Consider the following 23,008-nt stretch of genomic DNA (forward strand, 5'->3'; position numbering starts at 1 on the left):
GGACCGGCTCCCGCTCCCGGGATGCTCGACGGGGTGCGCAGGTGGCTGGCCGAGAGCGGGGCGGAGCCGACACCCGCGCGCGTGGCGCAGGCCCTGCGCGAACAGGGGCGGGTGCTCGGAGACGCCGAGATCCTCGGCACCGCGGCCCGGCTCAGGTCGGAACTGGTCGGCAGCGGGCCACTGGAACCGCTGCTCGCCGACCCGTCGGTGACCGACGTGCTGGTGTCCGCACCGGACCGGGTCTGGGTCGACCGGGGCGGTGGTCTGGAACTCACGCCCGTCTCCTTCCCGGACGCCGGGGCGGTACGGCGGCTCGCCCAGCGCCTCGCCACCGTCGCCGGACGACGGCTCGACGACGCCCGGCCGTGGGTGGACGCCCGGCTCCCCGACGGCACCCGGCTGCACGCGGTGCTGCCACCGGTCGCCGTCGGCTGCACCTGCCTGTCGCTGCGGGTGGTGCGGCCGCGCGCGTTCACGCTCGACGAGCTGGCGGCGGCGGGCACCGTGCCGCCGGGCGGGGACCGGGTGCTGCGCGCCCTATTGCGGGCCCGGCTGTCGTTCCTCGTCAGCGGAGGCACGGGCAGCGGCAAGACGACGCTCCTGAGCGCGCTGCTCGGGCTTGTCGGACCGGACGAGCGCATCGTGCTCGCCGAGGACTCGGCGGAACTGCGGCCGGATCACCCGCATGTCGTCCGCCTGGAGACCAGACCCGCCAACCAGGAGGCCGCGGGCCTGGTCACCCTCGAGGACCTGGTCCGGCAGGCGCTGCGCATGCGTCCGGACCGGCTGGTCGTGGGCGAGGTGCGCGGCCCCGAAGTGGTCCATCTGCTCGCGGCGTTGAATACCGGTCACGAAGGCGGGTGCGGGACGGTGCACGCCAACGCCGCCGCCGACGTACCGGCCCGGCTGGAGGCGCTCGGCACGGCGGCCGGCCTGGACCGCGCGGCCCTGCACAGTCAGCTCGCCGCCGCCCTCTCGGTCGTCCTGCACCTGGTCCGCGACCGGACCGGCGGGCGCCGGATCGCCGAAGTGCATGTGCTGGAGCGGGATCCGTCGGGGCTGGTGCGGACGGTGCCGGCCCTGCGGTGGGGCACGGCGTCCTTCGTGGCCGAACGCGGTTGGGCGCGGCTGCGGGAGCTGCTCCGTGGCGAGGGGTTCGGAGGGCTCGGAGGGCTCCAGGGACTCGACCGGTTCGACGGACTCGGAGAAGGCGGAGGGCTCGACGGGGTCCGAGGACTCGACGGACTCGACGGGCGAGGCCGCCGTGGGACGGGAGGTGGGCGATGACGGTGACCGGAGCCGGCGAGCTGTCGACGGGTGTGGCCCTGGCGTGCTTGGGGACCGCCGCCTGGCTGGCGGGCGGATGGCACTCCGGCGTACGACGCGCGCGGGCGGTGCTTGCGGAAGGGGGTAAGGGCGAGCCTGGACCGCCCTCGCTGCGCCGGGCGTCGGAGCGGCTGCGGCGGGCCCGTGGCCGTCTGCGATTCGAGTGGTGGTCCCCGGTCGCGGGGCTGGCGCTGGCGCTGCTGGGCGCCTCGGTGCTGCCGCTGCTGGCGGGAGCGGCCGGGGTGCCGGTGCTGCGGCGGACGCGGCTGGCCGGCGATGCGAGGCGGGCCCGGGAGCGGCGGCAGGACGCGGTGCTCGCGCTCTGTGGGGCACTCGCCGGGGAAGTGCGGGCGGGTCGGCAGCCCGGTGAGGCACTGCTGTGCGCCGAGCGGGACTCCGGCGGGCTGGGGGACGCGCAGGCCGCTGTGCTGGCGGCGGCCCGGTTCGGCGGGGACGTTCCCGCGGCGCTGGTGGCAGCGGCGCGGCAGCCGGGCGCCGAGGGGCTGCGGGGACTCGCCGCCTGCTGGCGGGTCGCCGTCGACCAGGGGGCGGGACTGGCCGCCGGACTCGACCGGCTGGAGGGCGCGTTGCGCGCCGAACGGGACCAGCGCTCCGACCTGCGCGCCCAGTTGGCGGGCGCCCGGGCCACGGCGGTGATGCTCGCGGGTCTGCCGGTCCTCGGCCTCCTGCTCGGCGTCGCCCTCGGCTCCGATCCGCTGCACGTGCTGCTGCACACCGGAGCAGGGCTCGGCTGCTTGCTGGCCGGCGGACTGCTGGAGGGCCTGGGCGTGTGGTGGGTGACGCGGATCGTGCGTGGAGCGGAGGCGGTGTCATGAGCGGGGACGTTGTCCACAGGCTGGGGGTAATGGCGGGGGCTCTGGCGGCGGTCGTTTGGCCGGTGCGGGTGCTCGGAGCCGCGCGGCGGGAGCGGACGGTGCACAGACGGCTCACGGGGCTGTTGGCACCGGCCCCGGCTCCCGTGGCCCCACGACGCGCCGCGGAGGTGCGGGCCGCCGCCCGCGCGTGGCTGCCGCTGCTGGGCACGGTGTGTGCCGGCTGGGTCGTGGTGGGGGGTGCGGCCGGTGCCGCGGTGGGGCTGGCGGGCGCGGCGTTGCTGTGGCGGCGACGCTCCCGAGGCCCGGCCGGCGGTACGTCCGAGGCGGGGGCAACCGCCGCGCAGGCCGCGCGTCAACTGCCTTTGGCGGCCGATCTGCTGGCGGCCTGTGTCGCCGCGGGCGCGAGTCCGGTGACCGCCGCGCGGGCGGTGGGGGACGCCTTGGACGGGCCCGTGGGGGAGGCGTTGGGGCGTGGCGCCGCGGAGGTGCGTCTCGGCGGTGAACCGGAGGGCGCCTGGCGGGGGTTGGCCGAGATCCCGGGCGCCGGTCCGCTGGCGCGGCTGCTGGAACGGGCCGACGTGTCGGGACTGCCCGCGGCAGGTCCGGCCGCCCGGCTCGCCGCCCAGGCCCGCGCCGACTGGGCCCGCGCCACGACGGCTCGGGCCCGCCGGGCGGCCGTCATGGTCACCGCGCCGGTGGGGCTGTGCTTCCTGCCCGCCTTCATCGCGGTCGGCGTACTGCCGGTCGTCATCGGGCTGGCCGGCGGTGTGCTGGGAGACGGAGGAGGTGGCCGCTGACGCAAGGGATGTACCGGCGCGGGCCGGAGAGCGAGTGAACAGAAGGACGAGCGAGTGAACAACGGGACCGAACCTCACGGGGGTTGAGATGTATCAGGCGGTACGGGCACGGCTGGGTGCCCTGGTGTGCGGAGCGCGGACGGCGCTGCGGCGGCGGGTCGCGGGGCGGGACGCGGGCATGGTGACGTCGGAGTACGCGATGGGGATCGTCGCGGCGGTGGCGTTCGCCGTGGTCCTCTACAAGGTCGTGACGAGCGGTACGGTCAGCGCCGAGTTGCAGGGCATCGTGAAGCGGGCGCTCGATGCGCGGATGTGAGCGGACGGCCGGGACACAGGCGGCGCCGGGAACCCGCCGGGGGTGCGGCCGCCGCTCGGACGGAGGGTTCGTGACCGCCGAGACGGCCGTGGTGCTGCCGGTGTTGGTGGTCTTCGCGATGGCACTGGTGTGGGGGCTGCTGGTGGTGGCCGCCCAGATCCAGTGCGTGGACGCGGCCCGCACGGGCGCACGCGCGGCGGCACGCCAGGACCCGGACGGCGCGGTCGTCGAGCTCGCGCGGGAGGCGGCGCCGCGCGGGGCACGCGTCACGGTCGCCCGGGAGGCGGGCCTGGTCCGTGTGACCGTGGTGGCCGAACCACCGGCGTTGCACGGCCTGCCTTTCGAGGTACGGGAGGAGGCCGTGGCGTCGGCGGAGCGAGCGGTGGGGACGGAGCCGTGAGGCGCGCCCACGACCAGGGGTCGGCCACCGTCTGGAGTGTGGGTGCCGTCGCCGTCCTGTGCCTGGTGTTCGGCATCGTGCTGGCCCTGGGACAGGCGGTGGTGGCCCGGCACCGCGCCGCCGGGGGCGCCGATCTGGCGGCGCTGGCGGCGGCGGACCACTGGGCCCGGGGCGGCACGGCGGCGTGTGCCGAGGCCGACCGGGTCGCGCGGGCCCAGGGCGCGCGGTTGGTGCGCTGCGTGCTGAACGGGCAGGTCTCGGACGTGTCGGCGGCGTCGGGCCGGGGCCCGTTCGCGGCGGAGGTCCGCGCGAGGGCGGGCCCGGGCCCGGGCCTGCCCACCGAGCCCCGGCCCACGGAACCCCGGCCCACGGAACCCCGGCCCACGGAACCCCGGCCCACCGAACCCCTGCCTACTGGGTCTCCACCGCCGCTGCCGCCGCCTCCGCGCCCCGCAGCAGCACCGTGAGCAGCCGCACCGCTCCCCGCTTGTGCAACGGATCGTTCCCGTTGCCGCATTTGGGGGACTGGATGCAGGACGGGCAGCCGGCGTCGCACTCGCAGGAGGCGATGGCCTCCCGGGTGGCCGTGAGCCACTCGCGGGCCGTGTGGAAGGCGCGCTCGGCGAAACCCGCGCCGCCGGGGTGGCCGTCGTACACGAAGACGGTGGGGAGCAGCGTGTCCGGGTGCAGCGGGATCGACACCCCGCCGATGTCCCAGCGGTCGCAGGTCGCGAACAGCGGCAGCATGCCGATGGAGGCGTGCTCGGCGGCGTGCAGGGCGCCGCCGAGGATCTCCGGGTTGATCCGGGCCGCGTCGAGCTGGTCCTCGGTGACCGTCCACCACACCGCGCGCGTGCGCAGCGTCCGAGGAGGGAGGTCGAGCTTCGTCTCGCCCAGGACCTCGCCGGTGATGAGCCGCCGGCGGAGGAAGGAGACCACTTGGTTGGTGACCTCGACGGAGCCGTAGCACAGGCGCCCGTCGCCCCAGGGGACCTCGATGTCGGTCTCCAGGACCGAGATCGCCGTCGTGTCGCGGGCGACCGTCGAGTAGGCGGGGGTGGCCTGTTCGACCAGCGCGACGGAGTCCTCCAGATCGAGGGAGCGGACGAGATAGGTGCGGCCCTGGTGGAGGTGCACGGCGCCCTCGTGGACGCTCGTGTGGGCGGCACCGGCGTCCACCGTGCCCAGCAGCCGCCCCGTCCCGGCCTCGACGACCTGGACCGGACGTCCACCCTCCCCGCGGATGTCCGTCAGGTCGGCGGCCCGCTCCCGGCGTGTCCAGTGCCAGGCCCGGGTCCGCCGGCGGAGCAGCTTGGCCGCCTCCAGCTGGGGCAGCAGCTCCTCGCAGGCGGGGCCGAAGAGCTTCAGGTCCTCCTCCGTCAGCGGCAGCTCGGCCGCCGCCGCGCACAGATGGGGGGCGAGGACGTAGGGATTGTCAGGATCGAGGACGGTCGACTCGACGGGCTGGTCGAACAGCGCCTCGGGGTGATGGACGAGGAAGGTGTCCAGTGGGTCGTCCCGGGCGACCAGCACCGCCAGGGCCCCCTGACCCGCGCGACCCGCCCGGCCCGCCTGCTGCCACAGGGACGCCCGCGTGCCCGGATACCCCGCGATCACCACGGCGTCCAGGCCGGAGATGTCGAGGCCGAGTTCGAGGGCGTTCGTCGCCGCGAGCCCCAGGAGCTCGCCGGAGTGCAGGGCGCGCTCAAGGGCGCGGCGTTCCTCGGGGAGGTAGCCGCCGCGGTACGCCGCCACGCGCCGGGTCAGGGAGCGGTCGACCTCGGCGAGGCGCTCCTGGGCGATCACCGAGATCAGTTCGGCGCCGCGCCGGGACCGTACGAAGGTGATCGACCGCATGCCCTGGACGGTGAGGTCGGTGAGCAGGTCGGCGGCCTCGGCGGTGGCCGTGCGGCGCACCGGGGCGCCCTTCTCGCCCTCCAGCTCGGTCAGCGGCGGCTCCCACAGGGCGAACACCAGTTCACCGCGCGGTGAGGCGTCGTCCGCGACCTCGACGACCGGGAGCCCGGTGAGCCGGCGGGCCGCCACCGACGGCTCGGCGGCCGTGGCGGAGGCGAGCAGGAACACGGGCGACGCGCCGTAACGGGCGCACAGCCGGCGCAGCCTGCGCAGCACCTGCGCGACGTGGGAGCCGAAGACGCCGCGGTAGGTGTGGCACTCGTCGATGACGACGTACTTCAGCGACTTCAGGAAGGAGGACCAGCGGGGGTGGGACGGCAGGATGCCGCGGTGCAGCATGTCCGGGTTGGTCAGCACGTAGGTGCCGTACTGGCGGATCCACTCGCGTTCCTCGAACGGCGTGTCGCCGTCGTAGACCGCGGCGCGGACGGCCGTGCCGAGAGGTTGTGAAAGTTCCTTCACCGACCGGCACTGATCGGCCGCGAGCGCCTTGGTCGGGGCCAGGTAGAGGGTGGTGGCGCCGCGTCCGTTGGGGGCCTCGGAGCCGTCCAGGAGCGTCGACAGCACCGGCACCAGATAGGCCAGCGACTTGCCCGAGGCGGTGCCGGTGGCGACCACCACGGAGTCGCCGTCCAGGGCGTGCTCGGCGACGCGTGCCTGGTGGGCCCACGGATGCTCGATACCCGCGGTCCGCACGGCGGCGACGACCTCCGGCCGAATCCGGTCCGGCCAGAGGGCATGACGGCCCACACGCGGGGGCAAGTGCTCCGTATGAGTGATGCGCGCAGCCCGACTCGGTCCCGCGGCGAGCCGGTCCAGGACCGTGCCTGGTTCCGGCCGGGAGCCGGGCTCCGCCGGGGGTCGATCGGGTCGGTGATTCTTGGCCATCGGCACCGAGTCTGTCACTGGCGTGACGGACAATGGGACCAAGGCGTCGTGCACGCCTGCCGGTAAGTGATTGAATGCCATCGCGGCTGGCGTACCGTCCTGGGGGCTTCAAGCCGAGGTGTCCCGATGGACGACCGCTCGATAGCAAGGTGCTGGAGGATCCGTGGACCTGTCCCTGTCGACCCGTACCGTCGGCGATCGTACGGTCGTCGAGGTCGGTGGCGAAATTGACGTATACACCGCGCCCAAGCTGCGTGAGCAGCTGGTCGAGCTCGTGAACGACGGGAGTTTCCACCTCGTCGTCGACATGGAGGGCGTGGACTTCCTCGACTCCACGGGGCTCGGCGTGCTGGTGGGCGGACTGAAGCGGGTGCGCGCCCATGAGGGCTCGCTGCGCCTGGTCTGCAACCAGGAGCGCATTCTCAAGATCTTCCGTATCACCGGCCTCACCAAGGTGTTCCCCATTCACACCTCGGTCGAGGAAGCGGTGGCGGCCACCGACTGACGACCGGTCCCGGGCTCGCGGGCCCGGGACGGTGAGAGAACGAGGGGGGTCCGGGCCGTCGCCGGCCCGGACCCTCGAAAGCACGCCCGTAGTTCCGAGGGGGATGCATGGCCACCGTTGAACTCCGCTTCAGCGCGCTGCCCGAGCATGTCCGTACCGCCCGTCTGGTGGCGGCCGCGGTGGCACGCAGGGCCGGAGTGGACGAGGCCGTCCTCGACGAGGTCAGGCTCGCCGTCGGCGAGGCATGCACGCGGGCTGTGGGCCTGCACCAGCACGTCGGCATCACGGCGCCGGTCAAGGTGTCGCTGATCGAGGAGGAGAAGCAGTTCTCCATCGAGGTCGGTGACGAGGCGCCGCACGCGGTACCCGGTGACCGGACCCCGGGCTCCGGGGCCGACGAACCGGAGGCCGAGGAGGACGAGATGGGCCTCGCGGTCATCAGCGGACTCGTCGACGACGTGGAGGTCAAGGCCGGTGAGGACGGCGGACTGATCCGCATGACCTGGCCGACCGCGCCGGCGGTGCTGCCACCGGTCTGACCGCTCCCGCCTCCCCCCGTATCACCCGTAGGGCCCTACCTCGTAGGGCCCTTCGTCATGTGCGGATCTACAGTGGTGCCGTGCGGGCGCCAAGTGAATTCATTCACGATCAATGACGCGGTGAATGGATCAAGAATGGATCACGGCAGGAAACCGAAGTGTTAATGCGGGAAGGGCATTACTACTTCTCCGCTCCTTGTGGTTGACAGGTCATTTCCTTTTGTCGTGCACTGTTTTGATCAGCTTCCGGTACCTACAATCCCGTCCACATCTTGAGCTCAGCCCAAGCGTCAAGGAGGACGAATGGCGGAGCTTTCCACCCCTCATCAGTTGGGCGACCCCTCGACCCTCGCGGCCGCCGTGCTCACCGACGGAAACCGTGTCCTGATCGCGGTCATCGCCGTCGTCGCACTGGCCGCCCTGGTGCTCGCGGGCATCCTGGTGCGCCAGGTGCTCGCGGCGGACGAGGGCACCGAGAGCATGAAAGAGATCGCGGCGGCCGTCCAGGAAGGCGCGAACGCCTATCTGGCCAGGCAGCTTCGCACGCTCGGCGTATTCGCCGTCGTCGTGTTCTTTCTGCTCATGCTGCTGCCCGCGGACGACTGGAATCAACGGGCCGGGAGATCGATCTTCTTCCTGATCGGCGCGGCGTTCTCGGCGGCCACCGGCTATATCGGCATGTGGCTCGCCGTGCGCAGCAATGTGCGTGTCGCCGCGGCGGCGCGGGAAGCGACCCCGGCCCCGGGCGAACCGGAAAAGGATCTCACTCTCGTCTCGCACAAGGCGACGAAGATCGCTTTTCGCACGGGCGGCGTGGTCGGCATGTTCACCGTGGGGCTCGGCCTGCTGGGCGCCTGCTGCGTGGTGCTGGTGTACGCGGCCGACGCGCCGAAGGTCCTGGAGGGCTTCGGCCTCGGTGCCGCGCTGATCGCGATGTTCATGCGGGTCGGCGGCGGCATCTTCACCAAGGCCGCCGACGTCGGCGCCGACCTGGTCGGCAAGGTCGAACAGGGCATCCCGGAGGACGACCCGCGCAATGCCGCGACCATCGCCGACAACGTGGGCGACAACGTCGGCGACTGCGCGGGCATGGCAGCCGACCTCTTCGAGTCCTACGCCGTCACCCTGGTGGCCGCGCTGATCCTCGGCAAGGTGGCCTTCGGCGACTCCGGGCTGGCGTTCCCCCTGCTGGTGCCGGCGATCGGTGTGGTCACCGCCATGATCGGCATCTTCGCGGTGGCGCCCCGGCGCTCCGACCGCAGCGGCATGAGCGCGATCAACCGGGGCTTCTTCATCTCCGCGGTGATCTCGCTCGTCCTGGTCGCGGTGGCCGTCTTCGTCTATCTGCCCGGGAAGTACTCGGAGCTGGACGGCGTCACCGACGCGGCCATCGCGGGCAAGAGCGGCGACCCGCGGATCCTCGCGCTGGTCGCGGTGGCCATCGGCATCGTGCTCGCCGCCCTGATCCAGCAGCTCACCGGCTACTTCACCGAGACCACCAGGCGCCCCGTCAAGGACATCGGCAAGACCTCGCTCACCGGTCCCGCCACCGTCGTCCTCGCCGGTATCTCCCTCGGTCTCGAATCCGCCGTCTACACCGCCCTGTTGATCGGCCTCGGCGTCTACGGTGCCTTCCTGCTCGGCGGCGCCTCGATCATGCTGGCGCTGTTCGCGGTGGCGCTGGCCGGCACCGGCCTGCTCACCACGGTCGGCGTGATCGTCGCCATGGACACCTTCGGCCCGGTCTCCGACAACGCGCAGGGCATCGCCGAGATGTCCGGCGACGTCGAGGGCGCCGGCGCCCAGGTGCTCACCGACCTGGACGCCGTCGGCAACACCACGAAGGCCATCACCAAGGGCATCGCCATCGCCACCGCGGTCCTCGCGGCGGCGGCCCTGTTCGGGTCGTACCGCGACGCCATCACCACCGGCGCGGCGGACGTGGGCGAGAAACTCAGCGGCGAGGGTGCGCCGATGAGCCTGATGATGGACATCTCGCAGCCCAACAACCTCGTCGGGCTCATCGCGGGCGCGGCGGTCGTCTTCCTCTTCTCGGGGCTGGCGATCAACGCGGTGTCGCGGTCGGCGGGCGCGGTGGTCCACGAGGTGCGGCGGCAGTTCCGGGAGCGCCCCGGGATCATGGACTACAGCGAGAAACCGCAGTACGGCAAGGTCGTCGACATCTGCACCAGGGACGCCCTGCGGGAACTCGCCACGCCCGGACTGCTCGCCGTACTGGCGCCGATCTTCATCGGGTTCACGCTCGGCGTCGGCGCGCTCGGGGCGTTCCTCGCGGGCGCCATCGGCGCGGGCACGCTGATGGCGGTGTTCCTCGCCAACTCCGGCGGCTCCTGGGACAACGCCAAGAAGCTCGTCGAGGACGGCCACCACGGCGGCAAGGGCAGCGAGGCCCACGCCGCCACCGTGATCGGCGACACGGTCGGCGACCCGTTCAAGGACACCGCGGGACCGGCCATCAACCCGTTGCTGAAGGTCATGAACCTGGTGGCACTGCTCATCGCGCCCGCCGTCATCAAGTTCTCCTACGGCCCCGACGAAAGCATCGGCGTGCGGGTGCTGATCGCGGTCCTCGCGTTCCTCGTCATCGCGGGGGCGGTCTACGTGTCCAAACGGCGCGGGATCGCCATGGGTGACGAAGACAACGCCGGCCACGAGCCCAAGTCGGCCGATCCCGCGGTGGTTTCGTAGCGGGCACCGCGGCGCCGTCGTAGGGGCGCAGCTCAAAGGCCGGTCGGACGGCGCGTGTTGGCGTGTCGTCCGCCCGGCCCGTGCTAATGCGCTCCCTTCACCGTGACCCTTCTCTCTCTTGGTGCAAATGGCTTCAATACGGTCTTAACGGATGTTCGTCCGGCGGATGTCCTCCATCCGGCGTGTATGTTCCGGGGCCGAGAGCCATGGAAGGGACCAAACCGGTGAACAAGAAGCTCGCGGTCGCACTGTCCGGCGGTGCGGTACTGGCACTGGCGCTGACGGGATGCGGTGGCAGCGACGACAACGAGAAGCTGAACTCCTGGGCGAAGGACGTCTGCGACGGCGTGCAGCCGCAGGCCAAGAAGATCGAGGCGGCCAACGCGGCGATCCAGAAGGAGACCTCGGACAACAGCACTCCGGCGGAGGTCCAGAAGACCGACGCGAAGGCGTTCCAGGACATGTCCGACGCCTACAAGGCGATGGGCGCCACCGTCCAGAAGGCCGGCGCCCCGGACGTCGAGGACGGCGAGAAGAAGCAGAAGGACGCGGTCACCGAGCTGAACGGCCTCTCCACGTCGTACGCCTCCCTCAGGAAGCAGGTGGAGGACCTCGACACCAAGGACCAGGCGAAGTTCGCCGACGGCCTCAAGGACATCGCCACCGAGCTGAACAAGCTCAGCAAGAGCGGCAGTGACGCGCTGAAGACCCTGGAGGAGGGCGAGGTCGGCCAGGCGATGGCGAAGCAGGAGAGCTGCAAGGCGGCCTCCGTGACGCCGTCGGCCACGACGGGCTGATCTCCCCGGGCGGACACGGGGCGGAGGCCGGGGAGCGGGGCCACAATGGGTGGTGTGAGTAACGCCAGCCTGTCCCCCCTGCCCTCCGCCGACCGCCCCGACGTCACCGCCCGGCTGCGGGACGCCCTGCTCGGGGCCTCCTTCACCGCCGACGGACTGCTGGAGCTGCTCGGCGCCCCCGCCTACGCGGCGCTGTCGCGCAGCGAGACCGTGCCCGCGCTCCGGGCCACCCGCGGCGACACGCCGCTCGAACTGCTCGTCCGGCTGTTCCTGCTCCAGCAACCCGTGCCCCACGCGCGCGTGACGGACGTTCTGCCCGTCGACGCCTGCCTGGAGACCGGCTGGCTGGTCCGGGCGGACGACGAGGTGGCGGCCACCGTGGACGTACGGCCGTACGGCGGACCCGGCGGCGAGGACTGGTTCATCGTCTCCGACCTGGGCTGCGCGGTCGGCGGCGCCGGAGGCATCGGCAACCACGCCGAGGGCGTCGTCCTCGGCGTCGGCGGCGCCTCCACGACCCTCGCGGGCCTCACCGTGCGCACGCCCGTCTCCGCCGCCCTCGACCTCGGCACCGGCTCCGGCATCCAGGCCCTGCACGCCGCCGCGCACGCCACACGCGTGACCGCGACCGACGTCAACCCGCGCGCGCTGCACATCACCGCGCTCACTCTCGCCCTGTCCGGGGCCCCGGCCGCCGAGCTGCGCGAGGGGTCGCTGTACGAGCCGGTCGACGAGGACGCGACGTACGACCTGATCGTCTCCAACCCGCCCTTCGTGATCTCGCCCGGTGCCCGCCTCACCTACCGCGACGGCGGCATGGGCGGGGACGATCTGTGCCGCCGGCTCGTTCAGGAGACGGGGGAGCGGCTGAACCCGGGCGGGTTCGCGCACTTCCTCGCCAACTGGCAGCACGTGGAGGGGGAGGAGTGGACGGACCGGCTGCGCTCCTGGGTGCCGCGCGGCTGCGACGCCTGGATCGTGCAGCGCGAGGTGCAGGACGTCACGCAGTACGCCGAGCTGTGGCTCAGGGACGCCGGCGACCACCGCGGTGACCCGGCCGAATACCAGGCGCGGTACGACGCGTGGCTGGACGAGTTCGAGGCGCGCAAGGTCAGGGCCGTCGGCTTCGGCTGGATCACGCTGCGCCGGACCGGGGCCGCCGAGCCCTCGGTCGTCGCCGAGGAGTGGCCGCACCCGATCGAGCAGCCGCTCGGCGAGACGGTGCGCGCGCACTTCGACCGCGTCGACTACCTCCGCGCCCACGACGACGCCGCCCTGCTCGAAGCGCACTTCACGCTGGCCGGCGAGGTCGTCCAGGAGCAGGTAGGGCTGCCCGGCGCCGAGGACCCGGAGCACGTCGTCCTGCGCCAGAACCGCGGCATGCGCCGGGCCACCCGGGTCGACACGGTCGGCGCCGGTTTCGCCGGCGTCTGCGACGGCACCATGAGCGCGGGCCGCATCCTGGACGCCATCGCCCAGCTGGTCGGCGAGGACCCGGTGGCGCTGCGCGACCGCACGCCCGCCCAGATCCGGCTGCTGGTGGAGCAGGGGTTCCTCGAACCGGCGTAGGGACATGCCGCGCGCAGGCGTGTCGCATGGAGACATGCCTCACCGGTCCCCTGCCTCCCGTCGCCGAACGGGAGGAACGAGCCACGCGCGGTGGCCGGCCGCCCGTCGGCTCCCCGTTCACCTCGGGTTCGCCTGCCCGCCGCCCACGCGTGACAGCGTCCCGGATGCTGCACACGCGCGGGCTGGAGAAAAGGGGCACGGGGCCATGGAGAGCGGGTCGGCGATCTTCGCGGGATTGGTGTTCGCCCTGTTCGGGGCCGGTCTGCTGGTGTGGACCACGACGCGGGTGCGGCACGGCCGGCCCGTCGCGCACGGTGTGAGCCCCGTCGCATCGGCCACCGTCGCGAGCGTCGCCGGCGTGGTCGCGCTGGCCCTCGGGGCATGGTGCCTGTCGCACGTGTGAGAGGCCGGTTCCGGTCCCCTGCCGCACCCTCCCCCGGGTAATCGGGGGATCGCGCTCCGGATATCCGGATCCGGGCCGGTGACCACTCCGGGCGGCAGGAACAGGGTTCGTCGGGTTACCGTTCGAGTGGCCGTTGCGGGCTTTTCCCGTTTGACACGGGGGCGGGAGGTACCGTCACACTCCGCAGCGTCACGACCGAAACGCAGTACGACCCGACCCCGGGGACCACGGCCCGGGGAGGCCCAGCGTCGACCGGAGAGAAGAGCGAAGTTGTCCCCGACCAGCGAGACCGCGAACGGCGGCCGCCGACTCGTCATCGTCGAGTCGCCTGCCAAGGCGAAGACGATCAAGGGCTATCTCGGCCCTGGCTACGTCGTCGAGGCGAGCGTCGGGCACATTCGCGACCTTCCCAGCGGCGCCGCCGAGGTGCCCGAGAAGTACACCGGCGAGGTCCGCCGCCTCGGTGTGGACGTCGAACACGACTTCCAGCCGATCTATGTGGTCAACGCCGACAAGAAGGCGCAGGTCAGGAAGCTCAAGGACCTCCTGAAGGACTCCGACGAACTCTTCCTCGCCACCGATGAGGACCGCGAGGGCGAGGCCATCGCCTGGCACCTCCAGGAAGTCCTCAAGCCGAAGATCCCGGTCAAGCGCATGGTGTTCCACGAGATCACCAAGGACGCCATCCGGGCCGCCGTGGCCAACCCGCGCCAGCTCAACCAGAAGCTCGTCGACGCCCAGGAGACCCGCCGCATCCTCGACCGCCTCTACGGCTACGAGGTCTCGCCGGTCCTGTGGAAGAAGGTCATGCCGAAGCTGTCGGCGGGCCGCGTCCAGTCCGTCGCCACCCGCCTCGTCGTCGAGCGGGAACGCGAGCGCATCGCGTTCCGCTCCGCCGAGTACTGGGACCTCACCGGCACCTTCGCCACCGGCCGCGCGGGCGACGCCTCCGACCCGTCGTCGCTGGTCGCCCGCCTCCAGACGGTCGACGGCCGGCGTGTCGCCCAGGGCCGCGACTTCGACTCCCTGGGACAGCTCAAGAGCGCCAACACCCTCCACCTCGACGAGGCGAACGCCCGCGCGCTGGCCGCCGCCCTGGAGAACACGCGCTTCGCCGTCCGCTCGGTCGAGTCCAAGCCGTACCGCCGCTCGCCGTACGCCCCGTTCCGTACGACGACGCTCCAGCAGGAGGCGAGCCGCAAGCTCGGCTTCGGCGCCAAGGCGACCATGCAGATCGCCCAGAAGCTGTACGAGAACGGCTACATCACCTACATGCGTACGGACTCGACGACGCTGAGCGACACGGCGGTCTCCGCCGCCCGCGCCCAGGTCACGCAGCTGTACGGCGCCGACTACCTGCCCGCGCAGCCGCGGACGTACGCCGGCAAGGTCAAGAACGCCCAGGAGGCGCACGAGGCGATCCGTCCGTCGGGTGATCGTTTCCGCACGCCCGCCGAGACCGGGCTGACCGGCGACCAGTTCAAGCTCTACGAGCTGATCTGGAAGCGGACCGTCGCCTCCCAGATGAAGGACGCGACCGGCAACAGCGTCACCGTGAAGATCGGCGGCGCCGCCTCCGACGGCCGCGACGTCGAGTTCAGCGCCTCCGGCAAGACCATCACCTTCCACGGCTTCCTCAAGGCCTACGTCGAGGGCGCCGACGACCCGAACGCCGAGCTGGACGACCGCGAGCGCCGCCTGCCGCAGGTCGCCCAGGGCGACGCGCTGACGGCCGAGCAGATCACCGTCGACGGCCACGCCACCAAGCCCCCGGCCCGCTACACCGAGGCGTCGCTGGTCAAGGAGCTGGAAGAGCGCGAGATCGGCCGCCCGTCCACGTACGCGTCGATCATCGGCACCATCCTGGACCGCGGCTACGTCTTCAAGAAGGGCACGGCACTCGTCCCGTCCTTCCTCTCCTTCGCCGTGGTCAACCTCCTGGAGAAGCACTTCGGGCGGCTCGTCGACTACGACTTCACCGCCAAGATGGAGGACGACCTCGACGCCATCGCGCGCGGCGAGGCCCAGTCGGTGCCGTGGCTGCGGCGCTTCTACTTCGGTGAAGGCACCGGGACCGGCGGCGCGGCCGAGGCCGGCAACGGCGACGGCGACCACCTCGGCGGCCTCAAGGAACTGGTCACCGACCTCGGCGCGATCGACGCCCGCGAGGTGTCCTCCTTCCCCGTCGGCAACGACATCAAGCTGCGCGTGGGCCGCTACGGCCCCTACGTCGAGCGCGGCGAGAAGGACGCCGAGAACCACCAGCGCGCCGACGTCCCCGACGACCTGGCCCCCGACGAGCTGTCCGTCGAGCTGGCGGAGGAACTGCTCGCCAAGCCGAGCGGCGACTTCGAGCTGGGCACCGACCCGGCCACCGGCCACACCATCGTCGCCAAGGACGGCCGCTACGGCCCCTACGTCACCGAGGTGCTCCCCGAGGGCACCCCGAAGACCGGCAAGAACGCCGTGAAGCCGCGGACGGCCTCGCTGTTCAAGACGATGGCGCTGGACACCGTCACCCTGGACGACGCACTGAAGCTCATGTCGCTGCCGCGCGTCGTCGGCGCCGACGCCGAGGGCGTCGAGATCACCGCGCAGAACGGGCGCTACGGCCCGTACCTGAAGAAGGGCACCGACTCGCGGTCCCTCCAGGCCGAGGAGCAGCTCTTCACGATCACGCTGGAGGAGGCGCTGGCGATCTACGCCCAGCCCAAGCAGCGTGGCCGGGCCGCGGCCAAGCCGCCGCTCAAGGAGCTGGGCACCGACCCGGTCAGCGAGAAGCCGGTCGTGGTCAAGGACGGCCGCTTCGGCGCGTACGTCACCGACGGCGAGACCAACGCGACCCTGCGCTCCGGCGACAGCGTCGAGGAGATCACGCCGGAGCGCGGCTACGAGCTGCTCGCCGAGAAGCGCGCCAAGGGGCCCGCCAAGAAGACGGCGAAGAAGGCCACCAAGAAGACGGCCGCCAAGAAGGCTCCGGCCAAGAAGGCGGCGGCGACCAAGAAGACGGCCGCGGCGAAGACCACGGCCGCCAAGAAGACCACCGCCGCCAAGAGCACCGCGAAGAAGACGGCCACCAAGAAGGCGACCGCCTCGCGGACGTCGGAGGACTGAGCCCGACTCAGGAACGCCTTCGCAAAACGAACGCCCCGGCATCATTCGGATGCCGGGGCGTTCGTACGTGCCGCCGGGCATGCCGGACTGTCGGCGGCGACCGATAGGCTGAACGCATGACGCGAGCCGAGCAACCAACGGCCCCTCACCCCGCCCCGGACGACGCCCTGGTCGCGGACTCCCGCGAGCGCGCCGTCCGCGCCCTGCTGCGCCGGCCGCAGCTGAGGCGTTTGTGGAGCGCACAGCTCGTGGGGGGTGTCGGCGACATCCTCGCCCTGCTGGTGCTGGTCCTCCTCGCCGTGCAGGCCGCGATCGGCGCGGGCTCCTTCGGCGGGGGCTACCGGGGCGTGGCGTTCGCAGTGGCGACCGTCTTCGGCGTCCGGATCCTGGCGACGCTGCTCTTCGGCGCCGTCCTGCTCGGACCCCTCACCTCACTCACTTCGCAGGACGGCCCGCTCGACCGCCGCTGGACCATGGTCGGCGCCGACGGGCTGCGGGCAGCCCTGCTGATCGTCGCCCCCCTGTGGATCGACTGGACGCCGGACAACGCCCTCGCCGTCCTCCTGGTGACCGCCTTCGTGACCGGCGTCGCCGAGCGCTTCTGGACGGTGTGCCGCGAGAGCGCGGCCCCCGCGCTGCTGCCGGCGCCGCCCCTGGAGGGCGCGACCGTACGGCCGCTGCCCGACCACATGGACGCGCTGCGCCGCCTGTCGCTGCGTACGGGCTTCGTCGCGATCCCCCTCGCCGGCGCCGTGCTGGTCGCCGCGGCACTGGTGAACAACCTGCTGGGCGCCGGTATCGACTGGTTCGCCGAGCACCAGGCGGCGCTCGCCTCGTACGTCGCGGCCGGTCTCTTCGCCGCGTCCCTGTCCGTGGTGACCTTCCTGGAGCTGCCCGGCGTCCGCACCCCCCGCGCGCGGTCGCCGCTGGAGGGCCTGCGCCGTCCCAAGAGCGGCACCGGCGTCGACAAGGGCCGCACCGGCGTCCTGCCCCTGCTGGTCTTCGCCTGCGCGGCGGTCGCCGCCGTCGTGGCCGCCGTGGTCGCCGTGGCGGTGCTGCACGCCAAGGACCTGGGCGGCGGCCCCGTGCTGTACGGGCTGATGGTGGGCGCGCTCACCGGCGGAGTCGTCGTCGGCATCCGTACGGCCCCGGCCCTGCTGCCCTCCCTGTCGCGCCGCCGCCTGCTCGCGCTGGCGATCGCCTTCGCCGGCGTCGCCCTGCTGGCCGCCGGGCTCGTCCCGGACGACACCACCGTGCTGCTGCTCCTCGTGCTGGCCGGTGTCGGCGCCGGCGTGACCGCGAACACCGGGCACGCGCTGCTCGACCAGGAGACCGAGGACGGCCGCCGCGCCCGCACGACCGAGCACCTGCACGCGGTCGTCCGGGTCTGCGTGGCGCTCGGCGCGGTCGTAGCGCCCGTGGTCGCCGCGGCGATCGGCCCGCACCGCCTGGAGAGCGGCAAGTTCGTCTTCGCGCACGGCGGCGCCGCGTTCGTGCTGATGCTGGTCGGCGCGCTGCTGCTGCCGGTGGCCGCGCTGGTGCTGGCCAAGGTCGACGACCGGTCCGGCGTTCCGCTCCGGCACGACCTGCGGGACGCGCTGCTCGGCGGCGACGACCCGGTGCCGACGCCCGCGACGGGCGGCTTCTTCATCGCCCTGGAGGGCGGTGACGGCGCCGGGAAGTCCACCCAGGCCGAGGCCCTCGCCGAGTGGATCCGGGGCAAGGGACACGAAGTCGTGCTCACGCGCGAGCCGGGGGCGACCCCGGTGGGCAAGCGCCTGCGCTCCATCCTGCTGGACGTCTCCAGCGCCGGTCTGTCGCACCGCGCGGAGGCGCTGCTGTACGCCGCCGACCGCGCGGAGCACGTCGACACCGTGGTGCGGCCCGCGCTGGAGCGCGGCGCCGTGGTCATCTCCGACCGGTACATCGACTCCTCGGTCGCCTACCAGGGCGCCGGACGCGACCTGTCGCCGACCGAGATCGCCCGCATCAACCGCTGGGCCACCAACGGGCTCGTACCGCACCTGACGGTCCTGCTGGACGTCTCCCCGGAGACCGCGCGCGAGCGGTTCACCGAGGCGCCGGACCGGCTGGAGTCGGAGCCCGCCGAGTTCCACGCGCGGGTGCGCTCCGGTTTCCTCACCCTGGCCGCCGCCGACCCCGGGCGCTACCTCGTCGTCGACGCGGGCCAGGAGCCCGAGGCCGTCGGCACCGTCGTACGCCACCGGCTCGACCAGGTGCTGCCGCTGTCCGAGGCCGAGATCAAGGCCCGGGAGGAGGCGCGCCGCAAGGCCGAGGAGGAGGCGCGCCGCAAGGCCGAGGAGGAGGCCGCGCGCAAGGCCGAGGAGGAGCGCCTGGAGCGCGAGCGCCTCGAACAGCTGGAGCGGCTGCGCGCCGAGGAGGAGGAGCGCAAGCGGCGCGAGCTGGAGGAGGCGCAGCGGCGCGAGGCCGAGCGGCAGGCGGAGGAGGCCCGGCTCCGGGCCGAGGAGGCCAGCCGGAAGGCCGAGGAGGAGCGGGTACGGCTCCTCGCCGAGGAGAAGGCACGCGCCGAGGAGGAGGCGCGGCTGCGGGCCGAGGAGGAGCGCCGCCGCAAGCAGGCCGAGGAGGAGGCCCGGCTGCACGCCGAGGCCGAGGCCCGGCGGCTCGAGAAGCAGCGCAAGGCCGAGGAGGCCCTGCTGCGGGCCGAGGAGGCCCGCCGGGCGGCGGAGGCGGCGGCTGCCGCGGCCTCCGCGGGCCCGAAGGCGTCGGCGCCGCCCGCTGCCGACGCGCCCCGGCCCAAGCGGACCGCGCCCCCCGCGGACGCCGCGACCGTGCCGACGCCGGTGGTGACCCCGACGAACGCCTCCGGCGGCCCCGTGGAGGACACGGCCGTGCTGCGGCCGGTGCGGGACACGCGGGACGGCGGCACCGAGGACGGATCCGGGTACGGATCCCGGGCCGACGAGGCGTCCGGAGCTTCCGCGGCGTCCGGGTCCCGGGAGTCCGAGTCCGAGGTGACGGCCGAGCTGCCCAAGCCGCCCGAGCCGGCCGGTTCGGCGGACGAGACGACCGTGCTGCCGGCCGTGGAGCCGCGGGACGTCGACGAGACGGCGGTCCTGCCCCCGGTGACGCCGGGCGCCGCGGACGAGACGGCGGTGCTGCCGCCCGTACGCGACGACGACCCCGCCGACCGGGTCCCGCCGGGCTACTTCCGGGAGGACGGCCCCGGCGACGGTGCCGCCGACCGCACCCGGGAGGCCGACGCCCGGGACCGTACGCGCGAGCTGCCTCAGATCGACCCGGACCAGGCGCCGCCCCGCCGGCGGCGCTCCGACTGGGCCGAGGAGACGCCACTCGACGACCTGCCGACGCTCGCGGACGAACTGCTCGGGCCGCGCGAGGACGAGGACGGCCGGGGCGACGAGGGCCGTGGTGGCGACGGTGGCCGCCGGGGCAAGGGCCGCGGGCGCCGCTGAGCCCCGGGTCCCGGGCCCGTCGGCCCCGGGACCGGGCCTCGTTGTCAGTGCCGCCCCGCACAATGGAAGGCGCGACGCGGACAGGTGCGGCGCGGTGCGACGGCGGAGCGTGACGGAAGGACGGCGTGACCCATGACCGTGTGGGACGACCTCGTCGGGCAGGAGAAGGTGAGCGCGCAGCTCACCACCGCTGCCCGGGACGCCGACGCCTACGTCACGGCCGCCGCGGCGGCGGGCCCGCTGCCGGAGGCGTCGAGCATGACGCACGCCTGGCTGTTCACCGGCCCGCCCGGCGCGGGAGTCACCCAGACGGCGCGGGCCTTCGCCGCCGCGCTCCAGTGCGTGAGCCCCGACCGCGCCCTCGGAGGCGTCCCCGGCTGCGGCTTCTGCGACGGTTGCCACACCGCGCTCCTCGGCACCCACGCGGACGTCAGCACGGTGAGCGCGGTGGGCGCCGAGATCCTGGTGCGGGACATGCGCGACACGGTCCGCAAGTCGTTCACCTCGCCGGCGAACGGCCGCTGGCAGATCATCCTCGTCGAGGACGCCGAGCGGCTGAACGAGAAGTCGGCCAACGCCGTCCTCAAGGCCGTCGAGGAGCCCGCCCCGCGGACCGTCTGGATGCTGTGCGCCCCGTCCATCGAGGACGTCCTGCCCACCATCCGCTCCCGCTGCCGCCACCTGAACCTGCGCACCCCGTCGGTGGACGCCATCGCAGACATGCTCGTACGCCGGGAAGGCATCGAACCGGACCTCGCCGCCGCGGCGGCCCGTGCCACCCAGGGCCACGTCGAGCATGCCCGCCGCCTGGCCACCGACCCGGCCGCCCGGGAGCGCCGGGCCGCCGTGCTGAAGATGCCGCTGCGGGTCGAGGACGTCGGCGGCGCGCTCCGGGCGGCCCAGGAACTGGTCGACGCGGCGGCGGAGGACGCCAAGCAGCTCGCCGACGAGATCGAGACCAAGGAGACCGAGGAGCTGAAGGCGGCGCTGGGCGCGGCCCAGGGCGGCCGGCTGCCACGCGGCACGGCAGGCGTGATCAAGGATCTGGAGGCCGACCAGAAGCGCCGCAGAACGCGCACGCAACGCAACAGCCTCGACCTCGCCCTGACCGACCTCACCGCCTTCTACCGCGACGTCCTCGCCCTCCAGCTCGGCTCCCGCGTGGCGATCGCCAACGCCGACGCGCAGGACGCCCTGGACCGGCTGGCCCACGGCAGCTCACCCGAAGCGACCCTCCGCCGCATCGAGGCGATCGCCGCCTGCGGTGACGCCCTGGACCGCAATGTGCCACCGCTGCTGGCGGTGGAGGCGATGACGATGGCGCTCAGAGCGGGCTGACCCCAGCTGCCGTCCGGGCGCCGCACCCGCTTGACGGGGTAACACGAACGAGGCACGCGTACCACGCACCGCATCAGTGTCGTCGCGGAGAGTTACGCTCGCTGAATGCACACAAGGCGCACTCACCGCAGGACCCGCATCGGCGGCACCCGGATCCGAGCCACGCTCCTCGCCGCCGCGCTGCTCGCCACCGCCTGCTCGGCGGGGGGCGCGTCGACGTCCGCCGGTTCGGCGGCTCAGGCGGCCGGGGCGACGGAGGCCGCGACGGCGTCCCTGGCCCCGCTGCCGAAGGCCACGCCCGCCGAGCTGTCGCCGTACTACGAGCAGAAGCTCGGCTGGCGCGACTGCGGTGTCCCCGGCTTCCAGTGCGCCACCATGAAGGCCCCGCTCGACTACGCGAAACCGGCCGAGGGCGACGTCCGCCTCGCGGTGGCCCGCAAGAAGGCCACCGGCCCCGGCAAGCGACTCGGCTCCCTCCTGGTCAACCCGGGCGGACCGGGCGGCTCGGCCATCGGCTACCTCCAGCAGTACGCGGGCATCGGCTACCCGGCGAAGGTCCGCGCCCAGTACGACATGGTGGCGGTCGATCCGCGTGGCGTGGCCCGCAGCGAGCCCATCGAGTGCCTGGACGGCCGCGAGATGGACGCGTTCACGCGGACCGACGTCACCCCGGACGACCAGGACGAGACGGACGAGCTGGTCGACGCGTACAAGGGGTTCGCCGAGGGGTGCGGGGCGGACGCGCCGGAGCTGCTGCGCCACGTCTCGACGGTCGAGGCCGCCCGCGACATGGACGTCCTGCGCGCGGTGCTGGGCGACGACAGGCTGACCTATGTCGGAGCCTCGTACGGCACGCTCCTCGGTGCGACGTACGCCGGACTCTTCCCGGACCGGGCCGGGCGCCTGGTCCTGGACGGCGCGATGGACCCGTCCCTGCCCGCCCGCCGGCTGAACCTGGAACAGACGGCGGGCTTCGAGACCGCCTTCCAGTCCTTCGCGAAGGACTGCGTACGCCGGGCCGACTGCCCCCTGGGCGACAAGAACACCACCCCCACCGAGGTGGGCAGGAACCTGAAGGCGCTCTTCGACGACCTGGACGCCAAGCCGATCCCCACCGGCGACGCCGACGGCCGCAAGCTCACCGAGTCCCTGGCCACCACCGGCGTGATCGCGGCGATGTACGACGAGGGCGCCTGGCAGCGGCTGCGCGAGTCGCTGACCGCGGCGACGAAGGAGAACGACGGCGCCGGCCTGCTGCTCCTGTCCGACAGCTACTACGAGCGCGAAGCCGACGGCGGCTACAGCAACCTGATGTTCGCGAACGCCGCGGTGAACTGCCTCGACCTCCCCGCCGCCTTCTCCTCGCCCGACGAGGTGCGCGACGCCCTCCCCGACTTCGAGAAGGCGTCCCCCGTCTTCGGCGAGGGCCTGGCCTGGGCCTCCCTGAACTGCACGTACTGGCCGGTGCAGGCCTCGGGCGAGCCGCACCGCATCGAGGCCGCCGGTGCCACCCCGATCGTCGTGGTCGGCACCACCCGCGACCCGGCCACCCCCTACCGCTGGGCCGAGGCCCTGGCCGACCAGCTCTCCTCCGGCCGCCTCCTCACCTACGAGGGCGACGGCCACACCGCGTACGGCCGCGGCAGCACCTGCATCGACTCCGCGATCGACACGTACCTGCTCCGCGGCACCGCCCCCGAGGACGGCAAGCGCTGCTCGTAGCGGCCCCTCGCCCGCCCCACCCACCCCACCCGCCCCGGAATCCTGGCCTCCGGGGCGGGTACGAAGCACCCTCGGAAACTGTGTAGACTTACCGACGTCGCTGATCGCACCATGGTGCCCAGCACACGCCGCCTTAGCTCAGATGGCCAGAGCAACGCACTCGTAATGCGTAGGTCTCGGGTTCGAATCCCGAAGGCGGCTCAGAGAAAGGCCAGGTCAGACATCGTCTGACCTGGCCTTTTCTGTCGCTCGGGTATGACGGGTTACACGGCTGGGGTGCCGTGGGTTTGCTTGCGTGAGCGGAGGGGGAGACGCCCCGCTTGGCGGACCTCCACATCCGCCTCATCCTTCCCCCGGAGGGGTACGAGCTTGCGGTG

The 23,008-nt window shown here is 73.0% G+C and carries 17 protein-coding genes and 1 tRNA gene; 17 read left to right on the top strand and 1 reads right to left on the bottom strand.

Going from position 1 to position 23,008, the window contains the following annotated elements; translation table 11 throughout:
- Positions 1 to 21 precede the first annotated feature (21 nt).
- The 6 genes from ACGF3J_RS16945 to ACGF3J_RS16970 all read left to right on the top strand — a co-directional run bounded on the left by ACGF3J_RS16945 (position 22) and on the right by ACGF3J_RS16970 (position 4,142).
- Entirely contained in the window at positions 22 to 1,287 is a 1,266-nt protein-coding gene (locus tag ACGF3J_RS16945) for a TadA family conjugal transfer-associated ATPase (RefSeq protein ID WP_393854239.1), read from the top strand.
- Complete coding sequence (locus tag ACGF3J_RS16950) at positions 1,284 to 2,162, top strand: type II secretion system F family protein (RefSeq protein ID WP_393854240.1); 879 nt, start codon at positions 1,284 to 1,286, stop codon at positions 2,160 to 2,162. Before ACGF3J_RS16945 ends, ACGF3J_RS16950 begins: the two co-directional genes overlap by 4 nt.
- A complete protein-coding gene (locus ACGF3J_RS16955; RefSeq protein WP_393854241.1) occupies positions 2,159 to 2,959 on the top strand; it encodes a type II secretion system F family protein in 801 nt (266 codons plus the stop codon). The genes ACGF3J_RS16950 and ACGF3J_RS16955 overlap by 4 nt, the downstream gene beginning before the upstream one ends.
- An 88-nt stretch (positions 2,960 to 3,047) precedes the next feature.
- Positions 3,048 to 3,275 carry a DUF4244 domain-containing protein gene (locus tag ACGF3J_RS16960; protein ID WP_161328734.1) on the top strand — a complete coding sequence of 76 codons (228 nt, stop codon included), beginning with the start codon at positions 3,048 to 3,050 and terminating at the stop codon, positions 3,273 to 3,275.
- On the top strand, positions 3,262 to 3,675 hold the full coding sequence (locus ACGF3J_RS16965) for a TadE family type IV pilus minor pilin (protein WP_202558076.1): 414 nt from the start codon (positions 3,262 to 3,264) through the stop codon (positions 3,673 to 3,675). The genes ACGF3J_RS16960 and ACGF3J_RS16965 overlap by 14 nt, the downstream gene beginning before the upstream one ends.
- The gene (locus ACGF3J_RS16970; protein WP_393854242.1) at positions 3,672 to 4,142 is read left to right on the top strand and encodes an Rv3654c family TadE-like protein; all 471 of its coding nucleotides are present in this window, start codon (positions 3,672 to 3,674) and stop codon (positions 4,140 to 4,142) included. The genes ACGF3J_RS16965 and ACGF3J_RS16970 overlap by 4 nt, the downstream gene beginning before the upstream one ends.
- On the opposite strand, the gene ACGF3J_RS16975 is transcribed toward ACGF3J_RS16970, so the two are convergent.
- On the bottom strand, positions 4,087 to 6,561 hold the full coding sequence (locus ACGF3J_RS16975; RefSeq protein ID WP_393854243.1) for a DEAD/DEAH box helicase: 2,475 nt from the start codon (positions 6,559 to 6,561) through the stop codon (positions 4,087 to 4,089). The two genes, ACGF3J_RS16970 and ACGF3J_RS16975, sit on opposite strands and share 56 nt — an antisense overlap.
- Positions 6,562 to 6,643: 82 nt before the next feature.
- Here ACGF3J_RS16975 and bldG point away from each other — a divergent pair, with 82 nt between their 5' ends.
- From bldG to ACGF3J_RS17030, 11 genes are all read left to right on the top strand, one after another.
- On the top strand, positions 6,644 to 6,985 hold the full coding sequence (gene bldG / locus ACGF3J_RS16980; RefSeq protein WP_003975386.1) for an anti-sigma factor antagonist BldG: 342 nt from the start codon (positions 6,644 to 6,646) through the stop codon (positions 6,983 to 6,985).
- A gap of 107 nt (positions 6,986 to 7,092) precedes the next feature.
- Positions 7,093 to 7,524, top strand: a complete 432-nt coding sequence (locus tag ACGF3J_RS16985) for an ATP-binding protein (RefSeq protein ID WP_125490188.1) — start codon at positions 7,093 to 7,095, stop codon at positions 7,522 to 7,524.
- A gap of 303 nt (positions 7,525 to 7,827) precedes the next feature.
- Positions 7,828 to 10,233 carry a sodium-translocating pyrophosphatase gene (locus tag ACGF3J_RS16990; protein ID WP_161331964.1) on the top strand — a complete coding sequence of 802 codons (2,406 nt, stop codon included), beginning with the start codon at positions 7,828 to 7,830 and terminating at the stop codon, positions 10,231 to 10,233.
- A gap of 206 nt (positions 10,234 to 10,439) precedes the next feature.
- The gene (locus tag ACGF3J_RS16995) at positions 10,440 to 11,030 is read left to right on the top strand and encodes a small secreted protein (RefSeq protein WP_161331965.1); all 591 of its coding nucleotides are present in this window, start codon (positions 10,440 to 10,442) and stop codon (positions 11,028 to 11,030) included.
- 45 nt (positions 11,031 to 11,075) lie between these two features.
- Entirely contained in the window at positions 11,076 to 12,599 is a 1,524-nt protein-coding gene (locus tag ACGF3J_RS17000; RefSeq protein WP_393854244.1) for a methyltransferase, read from the top strand.
- Positions 12,600 to 12,804: 205 nt separating this feature from the next.
- Positions 12,805 to 13,002, top strand: a complete 198-nt coding sequence (locus ACGF3J_RS17005) for a hypothetical protein (protein ID WP_393854245.1) — start codon at positions 12,805 to 12,807, stop codon at positions 13,000 to 13,002.
- A 270-nt stretch (positions 13,003 to 13,272) separates the two neighbouring features.
- Positions 13,273 to 16,116, top strand: coding sequence for a type I DNA topoisomerase (topA, locus tag ACGF3J_RS17010; RefSeq protein WP_161331968.1), 2,844 nt, complete (start codon positions 13,273 to 13,275; stop codon positions 16,114 to 16,116).
- Positions 16,117 to 16,232: 116 nt separating this feature from the next.
- A complete protein-coding gene (tmk, locus tag ACGF3J_RS17015; protein WP_393854246.1) occupies positions 16,233 to 19,571 on the top strand; it encodes a dTMP kinase in 3,339 nt (1,112 codons plus the stop codon).
- Positions 19,572 to 19,703: 132 nt separating this feature from the next.
- Positions 19,704 to 20,909 carry a DNA polymerase III subunit delta' gene (locus tag ACGF3J_RS17020; RefSeq protein WP_161331970.1) on the top strand — a complete coding sequence of 402 codons (1,206 nt, stop codon included), beginning with the start codon at positions 19,704 to 19,706 and terminating at the stop codon, positions 20,907 to 20,909.
- Between the two features lie 105 nt (positions 20,910 to 21,014).
- Complete coding sequence (locus ACGF3J_RS17025) at positions 21,015 to 22,631, top strand: alpha/beta hydrolase (protein WP_161331971.1); 1,617 nt, start codon at positions 21,015 to 21,017, stop codon at positions 22,629 to 22,631.
- Between the two features lie 127 nt (positions 22,632 to 22,758).
- Positions 22,759 to 22,832, top strand: a tRNA-Thr gene (locus tag ACGF3J_RS17030).
- Positions 22,833 to 23,008: the final 176 nt, after the last annotated feature.

This window comes from Streptomyces sp. NPDC048171 (genome assembly GCF_043202655.1).
GTDB lineage: Bacteria > Actinomycetota > Actinomycetes > Streptomycetales > Streptomycetaceae > Streptomyces.